Genomic DNA, 19176 nt, shown 5'->3' with positions numbered 1-19176 from the left:
TTACGGATTCTCCAATGTCAATTGCAGTTTTTTCGTCAGCCTGGCAACAATCAGGCGGTATGAACGGTGCAGCAGGGCGGCCATTTCAGCGTCGTCAAGCGCGTCGGGGCGGGCCACCAGAACCCATCCAGCCCGGGCCAGGTAGGGCGCCGGGCGAAAGCCGGGGCGGTCCGTCAGTTCCAGGAAGCGTTCCGCATCGACCTTGAAGCTCATGCCGCGCGTACTGTGCGCTTCCGCGCCGCACAGGGCGAACAGCCTGCCGCCGACGGAGAACGCCAGCACATTGCTCCACTTGATGTCTTCGGTCGCGCCGGGAAAGCTGCGGCAGACTGCCTTCGCCCGTTCCAGGTCCATGGCCTGTCTCCGGCGTCAGGCCAGCCAGCGCTTGCGGCGGCGGTAGAACTTCATGTCGCGGAAGCTCTTGCGCCCGGCGGTGGACACCCCCAGGTAAAATTCCTTGACGTCCTCGTTGTTGGCCAGTTCCTGCGCTTGCCCTTCCATCACGACCCGTCCGTTTTCCAGGATATAGCCGAAGTCGGCATAGCGCAGCGCCACGTTGGTGTTCTGCTCGGCCAGCAGGAAAGAGACGTTTTCCTTGTGGTTCAAGTCCTTGACGATGCCGAAGATCTCTTCGACGATCTGTGGCGCGATGCCCATCGACGGTTCGTCCAGTAAAATCATCGATGGCTTGGCCATCAGCGCGCGGCCGATCGCGCACATCTGCTGTTCGCCGCCGGAGGTATAGCCGGCCTGGCTGCTGCGCCGCGTTTTCAGGCGCGGGAAATAGTGGTAGACCTTCTCCAGCGCGTCTTTCAGTTCGCCGCGCGACAGGCTGCGCGTGTAGGCGCCCGTCAGCAGGTTTTCCTCGATGGTCAGGTGGCCGAAACAGTGGCGTCCCTCCATCACTTGCGACAGGCCGCGTTTCACCAGTTCATTCGGCGTCAATTGATCCACGCGCTCGCCCTTGAACTGGACTTCGCCCTTGGTGACGTCGCCCCGTTCGCCGCGCAGCAGGGTCGAGATGGTTTTCAGGGTGGTCGACTTGCCGGCGCCGTTCGCGCCCAGCAGCGCCACGATCTTGCCCTGCGGGACTTGCAGCGACACGCCTTTCAGGACCAGGATCACGTGGTCGTAGATGACTTCGATATTGTTGACCGACAGGTACGGCGGCGCGGTGTCCGGTGTTTGCGTGGCAGTGGGTGTCATGGCTGCTTCGTTTTCATGTGATGTTGGTGCTTGTCGGATTACGCTACGCTAATCCGACCTACGTGGATGCGGCGTAGGTCGGATTAGGCCGCAGGCCGTAATCCGACACCACCCCGAAAGCCGCTTACTTCATGCACGCCGGCGTGATTTTTTTCTCGTCGGCGTACTTGCCCGACGATTCCTCAACGAGTTTGCGCACCAGGGCCTTGTCGCCGACGATCCATTTCGGCGTGATGGCGGTCCACTTCTTACCATCCCACTGCTGCACCTTCACGGCGCCCGAGCCTTCATGGTCGTCGCAGCTGGTTTTCACGGTCGGGAACATGCCCAGCGCGCCCACGGCTTTTTGACGCGCATCGTCGACGTTCAGGTTTTCCAGGCCCCAGCGCATCTGCTCGCCCGTGATCGGCTTGCCCTTGCCAAATTTTTCCTGCGCCGTGCGGATGGCTTCGACCCACAGGATGCCGGCCGTCACGCCGCGCATGTGGTAGACGGAACCGATGCGCGACTGGTCGGACAGGTTGCCCTTGCCGGACGCATAGAGCTTCTTGCGGATGTCGTCCAGCACGGGGTAGTTGCCGGGGGTATTAAAGGTCATCGCCGTGTAGCCCTTGGCCGCGTCGCCCGATGGGATCGTGTCTTCCTCGGAACCGGCCCACCAGACGCCCAGCATCTTGTCGCGCGGGAAGCCGTTGCGCTGCGCCGTCTTGATGGCCACGGAGTTCATCACGCCCCAGCCCCACAGGATCACGTGGTCCGGCTTGGCCTGGCGGATCTGCAGCCATTGCGACTGCTGTTCGCTGCCGGGCGGCGCGACGGGAATTTTGACCAATTCAAAGCCGTACTGTTTCGACAGCGCTTCGAGCACGGGCAGCGGCTCCTTGCCGAAGGCCGAATCGTGGTACAGGTGGACGATTTTTTTACCCTTCAGCTTGTCCATGCCGCCATCCTTGTCGCCCAAATACTTGATCATGGCGGCGGCCTGGCTCCAGTAGCTGGAGATCAGCGGATACACATATGGGAAGACCTTGCCGTTGGCGGCGTCCGAGCGGCCGTAGCCGATCATCGTCATGGGGATCTTGTCCTGCGCCACGCGGTCAAGGATGCCGTAGGCGACACCCGTGGACAGGGTTTCCACCAGGGTGGCGCCGCCCTGCTTGGTTTTCAGGCGTTCATAGCATTCCACGCCGCGCGACGGGTTGTATTCCGTTTCGCATTCTTCCCAGCTGATTTTGACGCCATTGACGCCGCCGGCCTGGTTGACCAGGTTGAAGTAGTCGATGATGCCGCCGTAGAAGCCGGAACCGCCGGCCGCGTACGGCCCCACGCGGTACGATGGCAGGGCGATGTACTGCTCCTTTTCCTGGGCCTGCGCGCTGGCCGAGATGGTGAGTGCGGCACTGGCGATGGCCGTGGCCAGCATGAGCGATTTGATGTGTTTCATTGTGTCTCCTCTTGTTTTATGTGGTATTCAAGTGAACCGACATCGACTGCAAAAACTTAATGAGGGAAGGGCCAGAGTCGCAACTTTTCTTTCGCGATCTGCCACAGCCTGGCCAGGCCGTGAGGCTCGACGATCAGGAAGAAGATGATCAGCGCGCCGAACACCATCAGTTCCAGGTTCGAGGCCACGCTGGTGGGCAATGCCAGGCCGTGCGCGATGGTGTTCAGGAAGACGGGCAGCAGCACGATGAAGGCCGCGCCGAGGAAGGACCCGAGAATTGAGCCGACGCCGCCGATGATGATCATGAACAGGATGCGGAAGGACAGGTCCAGGTTGTACGCTTCCGGTTCCACCGTGCCCAGGTAGGCGTAGGCATACAGTGCGCCGGCAACGCCGCAGTAGAACGAGCTGACGGCAAAGGCCAGCAGCTTGGTGCGCATCAGCCGGAAACCGATCACTTCGGCCGCCATGTCCATGTCACGCACGGCCATCCACGAGCGGCCCACGTTCGAGCGGATCATGTTCTTGGCCAGCAGGGCCATGCCGGTGACGATGGCCAGCACCAGCAGGTATTTGCTTTGCGGCGTATCGAACTGGTAGCCGAGGATGCTCATCTTCTGCACCGTGATCACGCCCGAGGAGCTGTAGTTGGTGAGATACGGGATCTTGGTCAGGCACCAGACAACAAAGAACTGCGTCGCCAGGGTGGAGGCGGCCAGGTAGAAGCCGCGGATGCGCAAGGACGGCAGGCCGAAGGCGATGCCCACCATGGCCGCGCACAGGCCGCCCAGGATGAAGGACACCAGCAGCGGCAAGCCTGGCAGGCGCGCCATGAAGTTATACGAGGCAAACGCGCCCACGGCCATGAAGGCGGCCGTGCCCAGCGACAGCTGCCCCGCGTAGCCCGTCAGGATGTTCAGGCCCAGTGCCGCCAGGGCGAAGATCAGGAACGGGATCAGGATCGCCGAGAGCATGTACGGCGAGGCGAAATACGGCAGGATGAACACGGCGGCGATCAGGGTCGCCGTCAAGGCCAGGCGGTCTTGCCGGATCGGGAAGATCTGGTTGTCAGCCTGGTAGCTGGTCTTGAATTGTCCTGCTTCACGGTAAATCATGGGATGGTCCTTTGCTCGCTGTGTTGGCTGTTGTCGGGTTACGCGCCATGCGCTAACCCGACCTACGATGCTGTGACGGTGGCGTTATATTCGCCGGATGATCTTTTCGCCGAACAGGCCTTCCGGGCGCACCAGCAGGAACAGCAGGGCCAGCACATACGGGAACCAGCCTTCGATGCCGCCGCCGACCATGGGGCCGATGTAGACTTCCGCCAGTTTTTCCGAGGCGCCGATGATCAGGCCGCCGACGATGGCGCCTGGCACCGAGGTAAAGCCGCCGAGGATCAGCACGGGCAAGGCCTTCAAGGCAACGAAGGTGAGGGCGAACTGCACGCCGTTGCGGGCGCCCCACAGCAAGCCGGCCACCAGGGCCACCAGGCCCGCCACGCCCCACACGACGGCCCAGATGCGCTGCAGCGGTATGCCCACGGCCAGCGCCGCCTGGTGGTCGTCGGCGACGGCGCGCAGGGCGCGGCCCACCTTGGTCTTCGAGAACAGCAGGGCCAGGCAAATCACCAGCAGCGCGCAGATGCCTGCCGCCACCACGTCGAACTGCGAGACGATGATATTGAAATGGTCCATCAGGAAGGGCATCGGCACGTCTTCGATGGGCAGGTCCAGCTTGTGCACCTGCGAACCCCACATCAGCTGGGCCAGGCCTTCGATGAAGAAGGTCAGGCCGATGGTGGCCATGAAGAGGGTGATCTCGGGCTGGTTGACGAGCGGGCGCAAGACCACTTTTTCAATCGCCATGCCCAGCACGATCATGGTCACCATCGTCAGCGGAATGGCCAGCCACAGCGACAGGCCGAACTTGTCCATGAAACCCACGCAGGTGAGCGCGGCGAAGAACACCATCGCCCCTTGCGCGAAATTGAACACGCCCGACGCCTTGTAGATCAGCACAAAACCGATGGCCACCAGCGCGTACATGACGCCCGACAGCAGGCCGCCGATCAGCACTTCAAAGAAAAAATTGATATTCATTGTTATCCCTGGTCTGGTGCTAGTGGGCTACACCCAAGTACGCGTTGATGACATCCTGGTTGCTGCGCACCTCGTCGGGCGTGCCGTCGCCGATCTTCTTGCCGTAGTCGAGCACCACCACGCGGTCCGAGATATCCATCACCACGCCCATGTCGTGTTCGATCAGCACGATGGTCGTGCCCAGCTGATCGTTGACGTCGAGGATGAAGCGGCACATGTCCTGTTTTTCTTCCACGTTCATGCCGGCCATCGGTTCATCGAGCAGCAAAATTTCTGGCTCGGCCACCAGCGCGCGGCCCAGTTCCACACGCTTTTGCAAGCCGTAGGGCAAACGCCCCACCGGCGTCTTGCGGATGGCCTGGATTTCCAGGAAGTCGATGATCTCCTCGGCCTTCTTGCGGTGCTCGATTTCCTCGCGCCGCGCCGGACCCCAGTACAGGGCCTGCAGCAGGAAATTCGACTTCATCTTGAGGTTACGCCCCGTCATGATGTTGTCCAGCACCGTCATGCCCTTGAACAGGGCGATGTTCTGGAAGGTACGCGCGATGCCCGACTTGGCGGCCGCATAGCAGTCCATGCCGCGCCGGTGTTCGCCGCGGTAGATGATCTCGCCCTGCTGCGGGCGGTACACGCCGTTGATCACGTTGAGCATCGAGCTTTTGCCGGCGCCGTTCGGGCCGATGATGGCGCGGATTTCATGCTGCTTCACGTCGAAGGAAATGTCGGTCAGCGCCTTTACGCCGCCGAACGACAGCGAGATATTCTTCAGGTCGAGAATCACGGGGCCGGCCTTGCGGGCCGTGCCGAAATGGGCGTCGGGTTCGTTCATTAGCATCGTGCTGTGCTCCATCATGCGGCCAGGCCCTGGGGCCGGTACGTTTTGCTGTCCCAGATCTGTAGGTCGGCGCTGGTTGAACCGGTGCGGCCGTCCTCGAATTTCACCTGGGTCTCGATGTACTGCGTTGTCTTGCCGTCGTACAGGGCGGAAATGAGCACCGCGTATTTTTCGGCGATGAATTTGCGCCGCACCTTGCGCGTGCGGGTCAGTTCATCGTCATCGGGATCGAGCTCCTTGTGCAGCACCAAGAAGCGGTGCACCTGCGTGCGGTCCATCAGCGGATCGGCGGCCAGTTCCGCGTTGACCTGCTCGATGCAGTCGCGGATCAGGCCATAGGTTTCGGCGCGTGCCGCCAGGTCCGTGTAGCCGGAATAGGCGATGCCGCGCCGCTCGGACCAGTTACCCACGGCTTCGATGTCGATATTGATGAAGGCGCAGACCTGGTCGCGCGCATGGCCGAAGGCCACCACCTCCTTGATGAAGGGGAAGAACTTGAGCTTGTTTTCGATGTAGTTGGGGGCGAACATGGCGCCGCAGTTCATCTTGCCGACGTCGGCCGCGCGGTCGATGATTTTCAGATGTCCTTCGCTGTCGAACACGCCCGCGTCGCCCGTATGGAAGTAGCCGTGATCGTCGATCACTTCGGCCGTGGCGTCAGGGCGCTGGAAGTAGCCGCTCATGGTGGCGGGCGACTTCACCAGCACTTCGCCATTCGCCGCCAGTTTGACTTCCACGCCGGGTGCGGGCAAGCCGACGCTGTCGAACTTGATGTTGCCATCGGGCTGCAGGCACACATAGGCGCAGGTTTCGGTGGAACCGTACAGCTGCTTGAGGTTGACGCCGATGGAGCGGTAGAAGCGGAACAGGTCCGGGCCGATGGCGGCACCGGCCGTATAAGCGACGCGCACGCGCGACAGTCCCAGCACATTTTTCAACGGGCCGTAGACAAGCAGGCTGCCCAGCTGGTAGCTGAGGCGGTCCGCCAGCGGGACGGGCTTGCCATCGAGGATCTGCGCGCCGCAGCGCTTGGCCACGTCCATGAAATGGCTGAACATGCGGCGCTTGATGCGGCTGGCGTCTTCCATGCGTATCATCACGCTGGTGAGCATGTTCTCGAACACGCGCGGCGGCGCAAAATAGCAGGTGGGGCCGATCTCGCGCATGTCGATCATCACCGTGTCGCCCGATTCGGGGCAGTTGACGGTAAAGCCCGCCACCATGGCCTGCGCCAGTGAGAACAGGCAGTCGCCCACCCACGCCATCGGCAGGTAGGACAGGATGTCTTCATTGTCGGTGAGCTTGTCGAAGGCGACGCAGCCTTCGCCCGCGGCCAGCAGCGCCGTGTGGCTCTGGCACACGCCCTTCGGTTTGCCCGTGGTGCCCGAGGTGTAGAGGATCACGGCCGAGTCGCTGCCGGCACCCGCCGCCACGGCGGCGTCGAAAAAGCCCGGATGTTCGCGGTCATAGGCCCGCCCCAGCGTCTGCAGGGCGGCAAACGACATCAGTTCCGGCTGGCGGTAGTGGCGCATGCCGCGTTCATCGTCATAGGCGATGTGGGCCACGTGCGGATACAGAGCTTTGAGTTCGAGCAGCTTGTCGACCTGCTCCTGGTCTTCGACGATGGCGTACTGGATGTGCGCATCCTGCAGCACATACGCCATGTCGGCGGCTGGCGCGTCCTGGTACAGGGGCACGGGCACGCCGCCCAGGCTTTGCGCGGCCAGCATGGCCCAGTACAGGCGCGGGCGGTTGTCGCCAATGATGGCCAAATTCATGCCGCGCTGGAAACCGATGGCGGCCAGGCCGCAGGCCAGCGCGCGTACTTCGTCATTCACCTCGGACCAGGTCCAGGTTTGCCAGATGCCCAGGTATTTTTCGCGAAAGGCGGGCTTGTCGGATCGTACTGTCCCGTGTTGCAATAAGCGCCGCGGAAAAGTCGGCATTGCTGCTGTGGTATTCGTTTGCACCAGTGTCTCCCTGTTGCTTGTCTCAGGCCCCACCTCGTTGGATGGCGCTCTGTGTTTTTTATGTGTAAGGCGTTTGTGCAATGATAGTAGCTTGCGTTAGTTTGCCGAGTTGTCTTTTCGGGGACATTTACCCACTTTTCGATGGTGCATCGCACAATGACCAACCCTGATATCAGCCTCAAGGATGCCGTGCGCGCGGCCCACTGGGCACAGCTGCTCGACCCCGCCCAACTGGCGCGGGTCGAGGCGGATGTGTTTGAAACGTTCGTGCCGAAAGGCGGCTTTGTCTGCCGCAAGGGCGAGCCGGTGGACAACTGGATCGGCGTCATCAGCGGCATGGTCAAGATGAATAATTTTTCCGCCTCCGGCAAGGCCATGACCTTCATCGGCGTGCCGCCTGGCAGCTGGTTCGGCGAAGGCTCATTGCTGAAGAATGAAATCCGCAAATACGACACCATGGCCCTGCGCGACACGCGCGTGGCGCGCCTGCCCGGCGCGACCTTCCACTGGCTGCTGGAAACAAGCCTGCCGTTTACGCGCTTTCTGCTGATGCAGCTCAACGAGCGCCTGGGCCAGTTCATCGGCATGGTGGAAAACGAGCGCCTGCTGGACCTGAACACGCGCGTGGCCCGTTGCCTGGCGTCGATGTTCAACTCGCATCTGTATCCGGGCGTGGAAACCCTGGTGCAGCTGTCGCAGGAGGAAATCGGCCTGCTGTCCGGTTCTTCGCGCCAGCGCGCCAACCAGGCCTTGCAGGTGCTGGAAAAAAAGGGTTTGTTGCGCCTCGATTACGGCGGCATCCGCGTGCTGGACCTGGACGGCTTGCGCCGCTACGAGGCCGATGATGCCGAATGAAGCCGAATGAAGCCGCGCCGCCGCAACGCCCTGCAAGCGCCCGGCTAATCGCGGTATCATAGGCGCTTCCCAGCACCGCACCTTTTCGCCGCCATGCAGACATCCGTCCAGAGTACCCCCGCCTCCCGTTTGACCGAACTGCGCGCCGCCATGCGCGCGCAGGGAATCGATGCCCTGATCGTGCCCTCGGCCGACCCGCATTTGTCCGAATACCTGCCGGCGCGCTGGCAGGGCCGCGAATGGCTGTCGGGTTTTACGGGCTCCGTCGGCACCCTGGTCGTCACGCAGGATGTTGCCGGCGTGTGGACCGATGGCCGCTACTGGGAGCAGGCGGAAACGGAACTGGCCGGCAGCGGCATCGTCCTGAAGAAAATCCCGTCCGGCGCCAGCGTGCTGTATATCGACTGGCTGGGCGAAACCATCCAGCCGGGGCAGACGGTGGCCGTCGACGGCGCCGTGCTGGGCCTGGCCAATGCGCGCTTGCTGCGGCAGGCGCTGGGCGCGCAAGTGACCCTGCGCACGGATACCGACGTGCTGCACGGCGTGTGGCCCGAACGCCCGGCCATGCCGGCCGCACCCGTATACGAGCACGTGGCCGCATATCCGGCCCTGTCGCGCACGCAGAAACTGGCGGCCCTGCGCGCCAGCATGGCGGCGCACGGCGCCAGCCACCATGTGATTTCCACGCTCGACGATATCGCCTACCTGTTCAACCTGCGCGGCGCCGACGTCAGCTACAACCCCGTCTTCCTGGCCCATGCGCTGGTGGGCCCCGAGCGCGCCACCCTGTTCGTCGCCGACGGCAAGATAGCCGCCGCCCTGCGCGCCACCCTGGAGAGCGAAGGCGTGGACGTGGCCGCATATGACCGCACGGCCGCCGCGCTGGCCGCCTTGCCGGCCGATGCTACCTTGCTGCTCGACCCGCGCCGCATCACCTTCGGCACGCGCCAGGCCGTGGCCGACGGCGTGCGCGTGGTGGAAGCGATCAACCCCACCACGTTTGCCAAGTCGCGCAAGACGGACAGCGAAGCGGCGCACGTGCGCGCCGCCATGGAGCAGGATGGCGCCGCCCTGTGCGAATTTTTCAGCTGGTTAGATCGCACCCTTGCCGATCCGCAGCGCGCGCCGTTGACGGAAATCGGCGTCGACGAACACCTGACGGCCGCGCGCGCCCGCCGTGCCGGCTTTGTCAGCCCCAGTTTCGGCACCATCGCCGGCTTCAATGCGCACGGCGCCATCATGCATTACCACGCGCATGCCGGTAGCGAGGCGACGATCGAAGGCGACGGCCTGCTGCTGATCGATTCGGGCGGCCAGTACCTGGGCGGCACCACGGACATCACGCGCGTGGTGCCCGTCGGCAGTATCACGGCCGAACACAGGCGCGATTTCACCCTGGTCTTGCGCAGCATGATCGCGCTGTCGCGCGCGCAGTTCCCGCGCGGCGTGAAGTCGCCCATGCTCGATTCCATCGCCCGCGCGCCGCTGTGGGCAGAAGGCATCGATTTTGGCCATGGCACGGGCCATGGCGTGGGCTTCTTCCTGAACGTGCACGAAGGGCCGCAGTCGATTTCGCAATCGGCCATGCCGGAGCCGCAGACGGCCATGGAGCCGGGCATGATCACTTCCGTCGAGCCGGGTATCTACCGTCCCGGCCAGTGGGGCATCCGCATCGAGAACCTGGTGCTGAACGTAGCGGCCGACACGACGCAGTTCGGCGAGTTTTTACGTTTTGAGACCCTGACCCTGTGCCCGATCGACACGCGCTGCGTCGAGCGTTCGCTGCTGCGCGACGACGAGGCGGCCTGGCTGAACGACTACCACGCCACGGTGCGTGCGCGCCTGGCGCCGCTATTGTCGGGCGATGCGCTGGCGTGGCTGGAACAGCGCACGGGAGCCATCTGATGCGCTCGACCCGCGCCACCTCCGCCATCGAGCGGCTGAAGGAACGCACCGGCCACCGCCTGTACACGATGGCACGCACGGGCGACGAGCTGTTCTTCCTCACCGAAGGCCCCGGCTTGCCGCCTTTGTGCCCGCCGCTGGAACTCGATGCCTTTGTCGCCTTCGTCAATGGCCTGGGGCCGCAAAAGGCGCGCCGCGTCAGCAAGCTCGATGTGGCGTTTGAAAAGCAGCTGACCAAAAAGTCCCAGGACTAAATGCCGACCATCGACTTCCTGCGCGCGTACTGGTCGCCGGCCGAACTGGCGACGAATGGCGTGATCCTGCTGAACATGCTCGGTGCGCTGCTGCTGGGTCTACTGGTCGGCTATGAGCGCTCCTACCACGGGCGCGCGGCGGGCATGCGCACCTACAGCCTGGTGTGCATGGCCTCGGCCGCGCTGACGGTGCTGGGCGGTTATCCGGAATTCTGGTACGGCGGCCATGGCGCCATCGTCGGCAGCGACCCCACGCGCGTCATCCAGGGCATCGTCACGGGCGTGGGTTTCCTCGGCGCCGGCGTCATCATGCGCGAGGGCTTCAATATCAGCGGCCTGACGACGGCCGCCTCGATCTGGGCCTCGTCCGTGATCGGCATCATGGTGGGCATCGGCTTTTATCTGTCGGCCATGGGCCTGGCCTTCCTGTGCGCGATGGCGATGATTTTCCTGTCAAAATTGGAAAACCTGCTGCCCTCGCGCCACGCGGTGGCCATCACCATGCGCTTCAAGCAGGGCTTTATCCCGCGCGAGGATGCGCTGCGGCGCATGGCGGCCAAGCGCGGCTACGACATCGCCGGCGGCTCGCTGACCATCGGCAGCACGGACGGCATGCAGGAGTGGCGCTTTGTCGCCATCGCGCATGGCAGGAACGCGGGCGCCAGCCTGTCGGCCATGTCGGCCGAACTGGCCGCTTTCGACGGCATCGCCGGCTTCCAGCTGTCGCATGCCCGCAATTGACACGCTACCGGGAAGAATGCACATGGACGCACAAGCGCAGGCAGTACTCGATTTCTGGTTTTTGCCAGCGGATAAGCCAGGCTACGGCCAGGCGCGCGCGGAATGGTTCCGCAAGGACGACAGTTTCGACGCGCGCATCGCCGGGCGGTTTGGCGCGCTGATCGACGCCGCCATCGATGGCGGCTTGCGCGACTGGGAAGCGACGCCGCATGGCGCGCTGGCGCGCATCATCGTGCTCGACCAGTTTACCCGCAATGTCCACCGCGCCACGCCGCGCGCGTTTGCCGGCGATGCGCAGGCGCTGGCCCTGGCGCTATTCTTGACCGAGCAAGGGTTGGACCAGCAGCTGCCGCCGATGCTGCGCGCCTTTGTCTATCTGCCGTTCGAGCATGCGGAAGACCTGGCCATGCAGGCGCGCGCCGTCGAACTGTTCCAGCTGCTGTCGCAGGCGCATCCGGGTTTCGAGAGCATGCTCGATTACGCCCAGCGCCACCAGGAAGTCATCGCCCGCTTTGGCCGCTTCCCGCACCGTAACGCCATCCTGGGTCGCGCTTCCACGCCGCAAGAGGTGGAATTCCTGCGCCACCCGGGATCGAGTTTCTAGATTGTTGCCATGAACGTTACCTTGAACATCATCGGCGCCGGCCACGTGGGCCGCGTGCTGGGCCGTTTGTTTGCGCAGGCCGAGGGCACGCAGGGTGGAAAAATCCTGGTGCAGGATGTGCTGACACGCTCGATGGCATCGGCGCAAGCGGCTGTCGCCTTCATTGGCGCCGGCACGCCTGTCGACAGTTATGCTGCCTTGCGCCACGCCGACGTCACCCTGCTGGCCGTGTCCGACGACCAGATCGGCCCCGCCTGCGCGGCCCTGGTGGCGGAAGGGCGCCAGGCGGGCGCCATCGTCTTCCACTGCAGCGGCGCGCTGGCCTCGAACGTGCTGCTGGCGGCCACCCAGGCGGGCGCCTCGGTGGCCAGTGCCCACCCGATCCGCAGCTTTGCCGATCCACAGCAGGTGGCCGCCACCTTTGACGGCACCTTTTGCGGCGTCGAGGGCGACCCGCTGGCGCTGGCCTTCCTCACGCCAGCCTTGATCGCCATCGGCGCGCGCCCCGTGCCGATCGATCCGGCCGCCAAGACCCTGTATCACGCCGCCGCCGTCTTCGCCAGCAATTACCTGGTGACGGTGCTCGACGCGGCCTTGCGCGCCTATCAGGCGGCCGGCATCCCGGAACCGGTGGCACGCGAGCTGGCCCAGCCACTGGTGACGGAAGCGGTGGCGAACGTGTTCCGCCTGGGGGCGGCGCCGGCGCTGTCCGGCCCCATCGCGCGCGGCGATTCGGCCACCGTGCAACGCCAGCAGCAGGCGGTGCAGCAATGGGATGCGTCCACGGGCGAGTTGTACCGCGCCCTGGTGGCGCCCACGCAGGACCTGGCCAGGCGCAAGTCGCGGCGCTGAACTGTCAAGGTCAAGCGGCGTGCACGCGGTTGCGGCCGTGATGCTTGGCCTGGTACAGCGCGCTGTCGGCGCGTGAAAAGAAGGCCGATTCGCTTTCGTCGAGCCGGTATTCGGCCACGCCCAGGCTGATCGTCACGGGCACCTGCGGCGCAGGCATGCCGAAATCGTGTCCTTCGACGGCGGCGCGCAGGTTTTCCGCCACTTCCAGCGCCTGCGCCAGGCTGCAGTCGTTCAGCAGCACCAGGTATTCCTCGCCGCCCCAGCGCGTGACGACATCGCTTGCACGCACGGTGGCGCACGCCACGCCGGCCACGCTGCGGATCACTTTGTCGCCCCACAGGTGGCCGTGGGTGTCGTTGACGCGCTTGAAGAAATCGATATCGAACAGGATGGCCGACATCGGCTGCGCCGTGCGCCGCGACTGCAGCATGGCGCGCTGGAACAGCAATTCCAGCGACTGGCGGTTCAACAGCCCGGTCAGGGCGTCCGTCGAGGCGATGCGCTCGATGCGGCGCTGGTAGCGGTTCACCGTCAGCAAGGTCAGCAGCAATACCAGCAGGGTCACGCCAAAACTGATGGCCAGGTTGAGGAAGAACACGCCCTGCAGCGACTTGACTTCGTCGCTGACATTCTGCTCGACCACCAGGTACCAGCCCAGTTCGGGAATGAAGCGCGAGTTGACGAGGATTTGCGCATGGCCCAGCTGGTAGGACAGGTGCGTGGGCGCGCTCCGCTGGTTGATGATCTGCCCGGCGATGGTATTGACGCCGGGCAGCTTGCGGATATTCCCGTGCCCGTTGCCCATGCTCTTGCCCGACAACACCAGGGTGCCGGCGCCATCGACAAAATAGATATTGCGGTGGAAGCGCGCCTGGTAGCGGTCGATGATGTGGCTCATGGTGGCCAGGGTCAGGCCGATGCCCGTGGCGCCGATGAAGCCGCCGTGGTAGTCATAGACGCGGTGGTTGATGAAGATGGTCATGCTGTCGCGGTTGGCCATGTCCACGTCGACATTCGTCTCATAGTCGCTGTTCTCCATGGCGCGCACGCGGTAGTACCAGATGTCGCGCGTGGCTTCCGGGCTGACGGATTTCAGGGTGCCTTCCGCGTAATAATATTTGCTGCTCTTGTCGGAAACGAGAAAGCTGGTGATGGCGCCGTATTTCTTCTTGACCTCGGCCAGGTAGCGCACGATCTGCGCCGGATCGCGCTCGCCGGCGAGCATCCAGTCGCGCACGAAGGTGTCGTGCGCCATCAGCGAGGAGATGAAGACGGGGCGCAGCATGTCTTTCTGGATTTCTGAATAGATATTGTCGCCCGTCAAAGGCAGGGTCTGGTCGGCGATGCCGTGCTCGATGGCCTTGCGCGAGGCCAGGTAGCTGGCCAGGCTGGTCGCCATGAAGCCGGCCCCGAGGATCAGGGTCAGGAGGATGAGCAGACGGTATTTGATCGACAGAAGACGCATGGAGACGAGGGGAGGGTGGCTGGCGGCCATCTTTACGCAAGCCAAAAGTATGCAGCAGGCCTGATATAGGTGCAATGATATCTAGCCTTATTGGCAATTTATGCTGGCGAACGCGACAAGATAACCACGACTTACCAAATAAAAGTGCCGATTTGTCGACAAAGATGCAAATAAGCAATAAGATTTGACGAGGGGAAGCATCGCGCATCACCCTGTCTTGCTGCCTGTTTCCGGCGCAGGGCGCCACGCGCAAGGAGTGTTGCATGTTATTTTTAAAAAGTACGTCCGTCAGCAAAGCCCCCGGCATTTATGAGGTCGACATCGCCGCTAAGCCACCTGGCAAGACTTTTGGCGTGTTCCTGGCCACCGATCCGGATCACCCGCCGCACGCCTTGCTGAGCCAGTTGAAGGCGCTCGGCTTCGAGAACACCTATAGTTCGCCCTACCTGCACAAGGATGGAGGCAAGGTGCTGGATGTGCATTTCCAGAAAGACGGCACCGATATTTTCAAGGGCTGGAAGACGGACGAGTGTACGCAGAACGTGGAAGCCATCACGGCCCTGTTCCTGGAACACGGCATCACCATCACGCCGCGCGTCATGTCGATGGCGGAAGCCTACGCTTAAACGCCGGTCAAAACCTGCTGCGCCGCGCGCTGTGCGGCAGGCCATGCTCACCGGCTCGGCGCCCCCGTGCTCAAGCACGGCTGCGCTTCGCGGCCACACATCACTGCAGCCCGCTACGGTGTTGCCTGGCGTGGCAAGCTGCCTTAGTCCACCTTAGTCCACCTTAGCCCACCTTAGCCCGCCTCTACGCCGATGTGATACAGCGCCCACGGGCAATGGCTGAAACGTTCGGCCAGGGGCAGCGCCGCCAGGGCCGGGATGCGGTCCGCATCGTGGATGGCCCACAGGGGGCCCAGGCCGCCAAGCGCCATGGCTTGCCCGTCAAGGTGGGTGGCGACGATCACGCGCTGCGTGCGCGCCTGCGCCATGCTCAGCGCCGCCGCATAGCCATCGACGGCGCGCAGCAGCAGGCGCACGGCATCGTCTTCGGGCGCGCCCGCCGCTTTCAATACGTCCACCAGCAGCGGTCCGCGCAAGGCGTGCGCCTTGCCATCGTATTCCAGTGTCGGGCGGATAGTGCGCGCCGGCAAGTTGCTCAACGCCGCGAAGTCGAATGCGCGCGCCCGTTCAAAACTGATCTTTTGCTTGTGCATCATCTGGTCGCGCACGGCATCGAACGGGCCGCGGTTGGGCTTGTCGATGCTGCCCGTGACGGTCAGCAGGGCCGGACCGCGCAGGCCGGCGGGCGCCGCCCGGGCGATGGCGGGCAGGGCCGCGCCAGCGATGGCGGCGGCGAGAAACTGGCGTTTATGCATGCACCTCTCCTGTTGACTGAAAATCGCTAATGGGCTTAAGTCTATCTTAAGTTCGCTCAACGGTGCGCTATTTGCCGTTATTGTCAGTTTGCAATCTCGGCTTACATCTTGTCACAGTTCTTACGCAATGGAGAAAGACGTAGCTTTTTTCGGCTGTTATTGTGTAGTCATCGCACTTCGCTGAACTGCGAATCCAGGCACGTCAACTAATTTGAGAGAGAGAACATGATGAAGAAGAATATCCTGTTTGCAATGATCGCTACCGTTACCGCATTTTCCGGCATGAGCGCCGCGCACGCCGAAGGCGCCTACGTGGGTGCTGGCATCACGGGCAACCGTTATAACTTCGATATTCCTGGCGCCACCAGTGCCGATAACCACAGCGGCTACAAGGCTGGCGGCAAGGTGTTTGCCGGTTATGACTTCGACCAGACCTGGGCCATCGAGGGCGGCTACGCCGATTTCGGCAGCAAGGATTACAGCTACGTCACCGGCGCCGGCAACGGCAGCGTGAAAACGGATTCGCACGGCTACTACCTGGCCGGCAAGGCCACCATGCCCGTGACCGACAAGGTCGGCGTGTTCGGCAAGCTGGGCGTGGCCAAGGTCAAGAATAGCCTGAGCGGTACGGGCCTGTCGACCGGCATCAGCGGCAATGACAAGACGGGCGTGTACGCTTCCGTCGGTGCCCAGTACGCGATCAACGAGAAAGTTTCGCTGACGGCGGAAGTGGAACACTTCGGCAAGAGCGCCGACCAGGGCCACAAGGCTACGGGCCTGGCTTTGGGCGCACGCTACAATTTCTAATGGTTTAGAAATATGCTGAAAAAAAGGCAGTCACCGCGAGGTGACTGCCTTTTTGCCTTCTTAGACGTACATTACGTCGTCAAAGGCTTGTAGCGAATACGTTTTGGTTTCGCGCCTTCTTCGCCCAAGCGTTTCTTCTTGTCCGCTTCGTATTCCTGATAGTTGCCGTCAAAGAAGGTCACTTGCGAGTTGCCTTCGAACGCCAGGATGTGCGTGGCGATACGGTCGAGGAACCAGCGGTCATGCGAGATGACCATGACGCTGCCGGCAAATTCCAGCAGGGCGTCTTCCAGCGCGCGCAGGGTTTCCACGTCCAGATCGTTCGACGGTTCATCGAGCAGCAGGACGTTGCCGCCCATTAAGAGGGTTTTCGCCAGGTGCAGACGGCCGCGTTCACCGCCGGACAGGTTGCCCACTTGCTTCTGCTGGTCCGAACCCTTGAAGTTGAAGCGGCCCAGGTAGGCGCGCGACGGCATCTCGAAACGGCCCACGGTCAGCATGTCGGCGCCGCCGGACACATCTTCAAAGACGGACTTGTTGTCAGCCAGGCTATCGCGGTTCTGGTCGACGATGGAGACGCGCGCCGTCTGGCCGATGGCCACTTCGCCGCTATCCGGGGTTTCCTTGCCTGTGATCATCTTGAACAGGGTCGACTTACCGGCGCCGTTGGGGCCGATGATGCCGACGATGGCGCCTGGCGGCACGGTGAAGCTCAAGTTATCGATCAGCAAACGGTCGCCGAACGCTTTCGACACGTTCTTGAACTCGATGACTTCATTGCCCAGGCGTTCGGCCACGGGAATGAAGATCTCCTGCGTTTCATTGCGCTTCTGGTATTCGTGCTCGGACAGCTCGTTGAAGCGGGCCAGGCGGGCTTTCGACTTGGCCTGGCGCGCTTTCGGGTTCTGGCGCGACCACTCCAGTTCCTTCTGCAGCGCTTTCTGGCGCGCCGATTCCGTCGCTTCTTCCTGCTTCAGGCGGGCTTGCTTCTGGTCCAGCCAGGTCGAGTAGTTACCCTTCCATGGAATGCCGTGGCCGCGGTCCAGTTCCAGGATCCACTCGGCCGCGTTGTCGAGGAAGTAGCGGTCATGGGTGATGGCCACCACGGTGCCGGGGAAGCGCAGCAGGAATTGTTCCAGCCAGTCGACCGATTCCGCGTCCAGATGGTTGGTCGGTTCGTCGAGCAGCAGCATGTCGGGCTTCGACAGCAGCAGCTTGCACAGCGCCACGCGGCGCTTTTCACCGCCGGACAGCACGCCGATGGTGGCGTCCCATGGCGGCAGGCGCAGCGCGTCGGCGGCCATTTCCAGCTGCAAGTTCAAATTGCCGCCGTCGGAGGTCGAAATGATCGCTTCCAGGCGTGCCTGTTCCGTGGCCAGGGCGTCGAAATCGGCGTCTTCCTCGGCGTAGGCGGCGTACACGGCTTCCAGCTTGGCTTGTGCCTCAAACACTTCGCCCAGGCCCGATTCGACTTCCTGGCGCACGGTTTTTTCCGGATCGAGCTGCGGTTCCTGCGGCAGGTAGCCGATGTTCAGGCCCGGCATCGGTACGGCTTCGCCCTGGATGTCGGTGTCGATGCCTGCCATGATTTTCAGCAGGGTCGATTTACCGGAACCGTTCAGGCCCAGCACGCCGATCTTCGCGCCTGGGAAGAAGGAGAGGGAAATATCTTTCAGAATCTGGCGCTTGGGCGGAACGATTTTGCCCACGCGATTCATGGTGTAGACGTAATTTGCCATTAGAAATCTCGGGTGATATACAAAGACGGACAGGATACGGTAAACGCCCGTTTCCGGCCAGCGCTGTGCGCTGCGGAAACGGACCCCATGGGCGGCTAGGCGGCGCTGGCGCTGCGCGCGCGGCGCGACGTCCACAGGCCTTCGGCCGCATACAGGCCCAGCGCCGTCCAGATGACGAGGAAGCCCAGCATGCGTTCCTGCGTGAATGATTCATGGAAGACCCACACGCCGATCAGGAGCTGGCCTGTGGGGGCGATGTATTGCAGCAAGCCCAGCACGGCCAGCGGCAGGCGCCGCGCGCCGGCGGCGAACAGCAGCAGGGGAATGGCCGTGATGGGGCCGGACGCCAGCAGCAGGGCGCGCGTGGCCGTGGAATCCGTATTGACGAAGCCGCTCTGGCCCTGCCAGCCCAGCCACAGCATATAGGCCAGCGCCAGGGGGAACAGAATCAGTGTTTCAAACGACAACCCTTCCAGCGCGCCCAGCGCGGCCGTCTTGCGCAGCAGGCCATAGCCGCCAAACGAGCCGGCCAGCAGCAGGGCGATCCAGGGAATCTGTCCTGCCTGCCAGGTGAGCCAGGCCACGCCGCAGGCGGCCAGGCCGATGGCCAGCCACTGCAGGCGGCGCAGGCGCTCGTGCAACAGCATAAAACCCAGCATGACATTGATCAGCGGCGTAATGAAATAGCCGAGGCTGGCGTCGACCACGTGGCCGTTGTTGACGGCCCAGATATAGATGAACCAGTTGGCCGACAGCAAGAACGCGCTGGCCACGAAGCTGGCCACCACTTTCGGCTGGCCGCGCAGGCTGGCCAGCCAGCCCCACTGGCGGCGGATGGTCAGCACGATACCCAGGAAGAGCAGCGACCAGACCATGCGGTGCGCAAGGATTTCCTGCGGTGCGACCTCATCAATGGCATGGAAGTAGAGTGGAAACAGACCCCAGCACAGGAAGGCGAGGGAGGCGTACAACATGCCTGGATTCATGATGGGGGCGCTGGAGAGTGGTCAGTCTGT

The 19176-nt window shown here is 63.1% G+C and carries 19 protein-coding genes; 8 read left to right on the top strand and 11 right to left on the bottom strand.

Annotated features, from left to right (window positions below; translation table 11 throughout):
• From ACQ4WR_RS12545 to ACQ4WR_RS12515, 7 genes are all read right to left on the bottom strand, one after another.
• Complete coding sequence (locus ACQ4WR_RS12545; protein ID WP_436487581.1) at positions 1-354, bottom strand: MmcQ/YjbR family DNA-binding protein; 354 nt, start codon at positions 352-354, stop codon at positions 1-3.
• A gap of 15 nt (positions 355-369) precedes the next feature.
• The gene (locus ACQ4WR_RS12540; protein ID WP_436487580.1) at positions 370-1206 is read right to left on the bottom strand and encodes an ABC transporter ATP-binding protein; all 837 of its coding nucleotides are present in this window, start codon (positions 1204-1206) and stop codon (positions 370-372) included.
• A gap of 124 nt (positions 1207-1330) precedes the next feature.
• Complete coding sequence (locus ACQ4WR_RS12535; protein ID WP_102292773.1) at positions 1331-2650, bottom strand: ABC transporter substrate-binding protein; 1320 nt, start codon at positions 2648-2650, stop codon at positions 1331-1333.
• Positions 2651-2706: 56 nt separating this feature from the next.
• Positions 2707-3765: a branched-chain amino acid ABC transporter permease gene (locus ACQ4WR_RS12530; RefSeq protein ID WP_436487578.1), complete on the bottom strand. Its 1059-nt coding sequence runs from the start codon at positions 3763-3765 to the stop codon at positions 2707-2709.
• A gap of 84 nt (positions 3766-3849) precedes the next feature.
• Positions 3850-4746: a branched-chain amino acid ABC transporter permease gene (locus ACQ4WR_RS12525; RefSeq protein WP_180979265.1), complete on the bottom strand. Its 897-nt coding sequence runs from the start codon at positions 4744-4746 to the stop codon at positions 3850-3852.
• A 25-nt stretch (positions 4747-4771) separates the two neighbouring features.
• Positions 4772-5587 (bottom strand): ABC transporter ATP-binding protein, encoded by an 816-nt coding sequence (locus ACQ4WR_RS12520; protein ID WP_436487577.1) that lies wholly within the window; start codon positions 5585-5587, stop codon positions 4772-4774.
• 14 nt (positions 5588-5601) lie between these two features.
• Positions 5602-7533 carry an AMP-binding protein gene (locus tag ACQ4WR_RS12515; protein WP_436487575.1) on the bottom strand — a complete coding sequence of 644 codons (1932 nt, stop codon included), beginning with the start codon at positions 7531-7533 and terminating at the stop codon, positions 5602-5604.
• Positions 7534-7713: 180 nt separating this feature from the next.
• On the opposite strand from ACQ4WR_RS12515, the gene ACQ4WR_RS12510 reads away from it, so the two are divergent.
• The 6 genes from ACQ4WR_RS12510 (at position 7714) to ACQ4WR_RS12485 (ending at position 12768) form a co-directional block, all read left to right on the top strand.
• Positions 7714-8412: a Crp/Fnr family transcriptional regulator gene (locus tag ACQ4WR_RS12510; protein ID WP_102292768.1), complete on the top strand. Its 699-nt coding sequence runs from the start codon at positions 7714-7716 to the stop codon at positions 8410-8412.
• Between the two features lie 93 nt (positions 8413-8505).
• Positions 8506-10317: an aminopeptidase P family protein gene (locus ACQ4WR_RS12505; protein ID WP_436487573.1), complete on the top strand. Its 1812-nt coding sequence runs from the start codon at positions 8506-8508 to the stop codon at positions 10315-10317.
• Positions 10317-10571 (top strand): hypothetical protein, encoded by a 255-nt coding sequence (locus ACQ4WR_RS12500; protein ID WP_102292766.1) that lies wholly within the window; start codon positions 10317-10319, stop codon positions 10569-10571. The genes ACQ4WR_RS12505 and ACQ4WR_RS12500 overlap by 1 nt, the downstream gene beginning before the upstream one ends.
• Positions 10572-11312 carry an MgtC/SapB family protein gene (locus tag ACQ4WR_RS12495; RefSeq protein ID WP_436487571.1) on the top strand — a complete coding sequence of 247 codons (741 nt, stop codon included), beginning with the start codon at positions 10572-10574 and terminating at the stop codon, positions 11310-11312. It begins immediately after the preceding gene.
• Positions 11313-11328: 16 nt separating this feature from the next.
• The gene (locus ACQ4WR_RS12490; protein ID WP_436487569.1) at positions 11329-11916 is read left to right on the top strand and encodes a DUF924 family protein; all 588 of its coding nucleotides are present in this window, start codon (positions 11329-11331) and stop codon (positions 11914-11916) included.
• A gap of 9 nt (positions 11917-11925) precedes the next feature.
• Positions 11926-12768, top strand: coding sequence for a Rossmann-like and DUF2520 domain-containing protein (locus ACQ4WR_RS12485; protein WP_436487568.1), 843 nt, complete (start codon positions 11926-11928; stop codon positions 12766-12768).
• A gap of 10 nt (positions 12769-12778) precedes the next feature.
• On the opposite strand, the gene ACQ4WR_RS12480 is transcribed toward ACQ4WR_RS12485, so the two are convergent.
• Complete coding sequence (locus tag ACQ4WR_RS12480; protein ID WP_436487566.1) at positions 12779-14263, bottom strand: sensor domain-containing diguanylate cyclase; 1485 nt, start codon at positions 14261-14263, stop codon at positions 12779-12781.
• 233 nt (positions 14264-14496) lie between these two features.
• Here ACQ4WR_RS12480 and ACQ4WR_RS12475 point away from each other — a divergent pair, with 233 nt between their 5' ends.
• A complete protein-coding gene (locus ACQ4WR_RS12475) occupies positions 14497-14859 on the top strand; it encodes a hypothetical protein (RefSeq protein WP_102292761.1) in 363 nt (120 codons plus the stop codon).
• A gap of 173 nt (positions 14860-15032) precedes the next feature.
• Here ACQ4WR_RS12475 and ACQ4WR_RS12470 read toward each other — a convergent pair whose 3' ends face one another.
• On the bottom strand, positions 15033-15614 hold the full coding sequence (locus tag ACQ4WR_RS12470) for a putative pterin-binding protein (RefSeq protein WP_102292760.1): 582 nt from the start codon (positions 15612-15614) through the stop codon (positions 15033-15035).
• Between the two features lie 225 nt (positions 15615-15839).
• Here ACQ4WR_RS12470 and ACQ4WR_RS12465 point away from each other — a divergent pair, with 225 nt between their 5' ends.
• Complete coding sequence (locus ACQ4WR_RS12465; protein ID WP_436487564.1) at positions 15840-16421, top strand: porin family protein; 582 nt, start codon at positions 15840-15842, stop codon at positions 16419-16421.
• A 71-nt stretch (positions 16422-16492) separates the two neighbouring features.
• Here ACQ4WR_RS12465 and ettA read toward each other — a convergent pair whose 3' ends face one another.
• Positions 16493-18160: an energy-dependent translational throttle protein EttA gene (gene ettA, locus ACQ4WR_RS12460; RefSeq protein ID WP_436487562.1), complete on the bottom strand. Its 1668-nt coding sequence runs from the start codon at positions 18158-18160 to the stop codon at positions 16493-16495.
• 95 nt (positions 18161-18255) lie between these two features.
• Positions 18256-19146 carry an EamA family transporter RarD gene (rarD, locus tag ACQ4WR_RS12455; protein WP_102292757.1) on the bottom strand — a complete coding sequence of 297 codons (891 nt, stop codon included), beginning with the start codon at positions 19144-19146 and terminating at the stop codon, positions 18256-18258.
• Between the last annotated feature and the right edge of the window lie 30 nt (positions 19147-19176).

The sequence above is a fragment of the Janthinobacterium amylolyticum genome, assembly GCF_051380655.1.
Lineage (GTDB): Bacteria > Pseudomonadota > Gammaproteobacteria > Burkholderiales > Burkholderiaceae_D > Janthinobacterium.
The sequence above is the reverse complement of the archived record's forward strand: the minus strand, read 5'-3'. Positions and strand labels throughout refer to the sequence as shown.

What these genes read in the sequence shown, in the direction of transcription:
- ACQ4WR_RS12510 (WP_102292768.1), top strand. Translation starts at nt 7,714, where the DNA reads ATGACCAACCCTGATATCAGCCTCAAGGATGCCGTGCGCGCGGCCCAC.
- ACQ4WR_RS12515 (WP_436487575.1), bottom strand. Translation starts at nt 7,533, where the DNA reads ATGCCGACTTTTCCGCGGCGCTTATTGCAACACGGGACAGTACGATCC.
- ACQ4WR_RS12485 (WP_436487568.1), top strand. Translation starts at nt 11,926, where the DNA reads ATGAACGTTACCTTGAACATCATCGGCGCCGGCCACGTGGGCCGCGTG.
- ACQ4WR_RS12520 (WP_436487577.1), bottom strand. Translation starts at nt 5,587, where the DNA reads ATGCTAATGAACGAACCCGACGCCCATTTCGGCACGGCCCGCAAGGCC.
- rarD (WP_102292757.1), bottom strand. Translation starts at nt 19,146, where the DNA reads ATGAATCCAGGCATGTTGTACGCCTCCCTCGCCTTCCTGTGCTGGGGT.
- ACQ4WR_RS12545 (WP_436487581.1), bottom strand. Translation starts at nt 354, where the DNA reads ATGGACCTGGAACGGGCGAAGGCAGTCTGCCGCAGCTTTCCCGGCGCG.
- ACQ4WR_RS12540 (WP_436487580.1), bottom strand. Translation starts at nt 1,206, where the DNA reads ATGACACCCACTGCCACGCAAACACCGGACACCGCGCCGCCGTACCTG.
- ACQ4WR_RS12495 (WP_436487571.1), top strand. Translation starts at nt 10,572, where the DNA reads ATGCCGACCATCGACTTCCTGCGCGCGTACTGGTCGCCGGCCGAACTG.
- ACQ4WR_RS12505 (WP_436487573.1), top strand. Translation starts at nt 8,506, where the DNA reads ATGCAGACATCCGTCCAGAGTACCCCCGCCTCCCGTTTGACCGAACTG.
- ACQ4WR_RS12530 (WP_436487578.1), bottom strand. Translation starts at nt 3,765, where the DNA reads ATGATTTACCGTGAAGCAGGACAATTCAAGACCAGCTACCAGGCTGAC.
- ACQ4WR_RS12465 (WP_436487564.1), top strand. Translation starts at nt 15,840, where the DNA reads ATGATGAAGAAGAATATCCTGTTTGCAATGATCGCTACCGTTACCGCA.
- ACQ4WR_RS12475 (WP_102292761.1), top strand. Translation starts at nt 14,497, where the DNA reads ATGTTATTTTTAAAAAGTACGTCCGTCAGCAAAGCCCCCGGCATTTAT.
- ACQ4WR_RS12480 (WP_436487566.1), bottom strand. Translation starts at nt 14,263, where the DNA reads ATGGCCGCCAGCCACCCTCCCCTCGTCTCCATGCGTCTTCTGTCGATC.
- ACQ4WR_RS12490 (WP_436487569.1), top strand. Translation starts at nt 11,329, where the DNA reads ATGCACATGGACGCACAAGCGCAGGCAGTACTCGATTTCTGGTTTTTG.
- ACQ4WR_RS12500 (WP_102292766.1), top strand. Translation starts at nt 10,317, where the DNA reads ATGCGCTCGACCCGCGCCACCTCCGCCATCGAGCGGCTGAAGGAACGC.
- ettA (WP_436487562.1), bottom strand. Translation starts at nt 18,160, where the DNA reads ATGGCAAATTACGTCTACACCATGAATCGCGTGGGCAAAATCGTTCCG.
- ACQ4WR_RS12535 (WP_102292773.1), bottom strand. Translation starts at nt 2,650, where the DNA reads ATGAAACACATCAAATCGCTCATGCTGGCCACGGCCATCGCCAGTGCC.
- ACQ4WR_RS12470 (WP_102292760.1), bottom strand. Translation starts at nt 15,614, where the DNA reads ATGCATAAACGCCAGTTTCTCGCCGCCGCCATCGCTGGCGCGGCCCTG.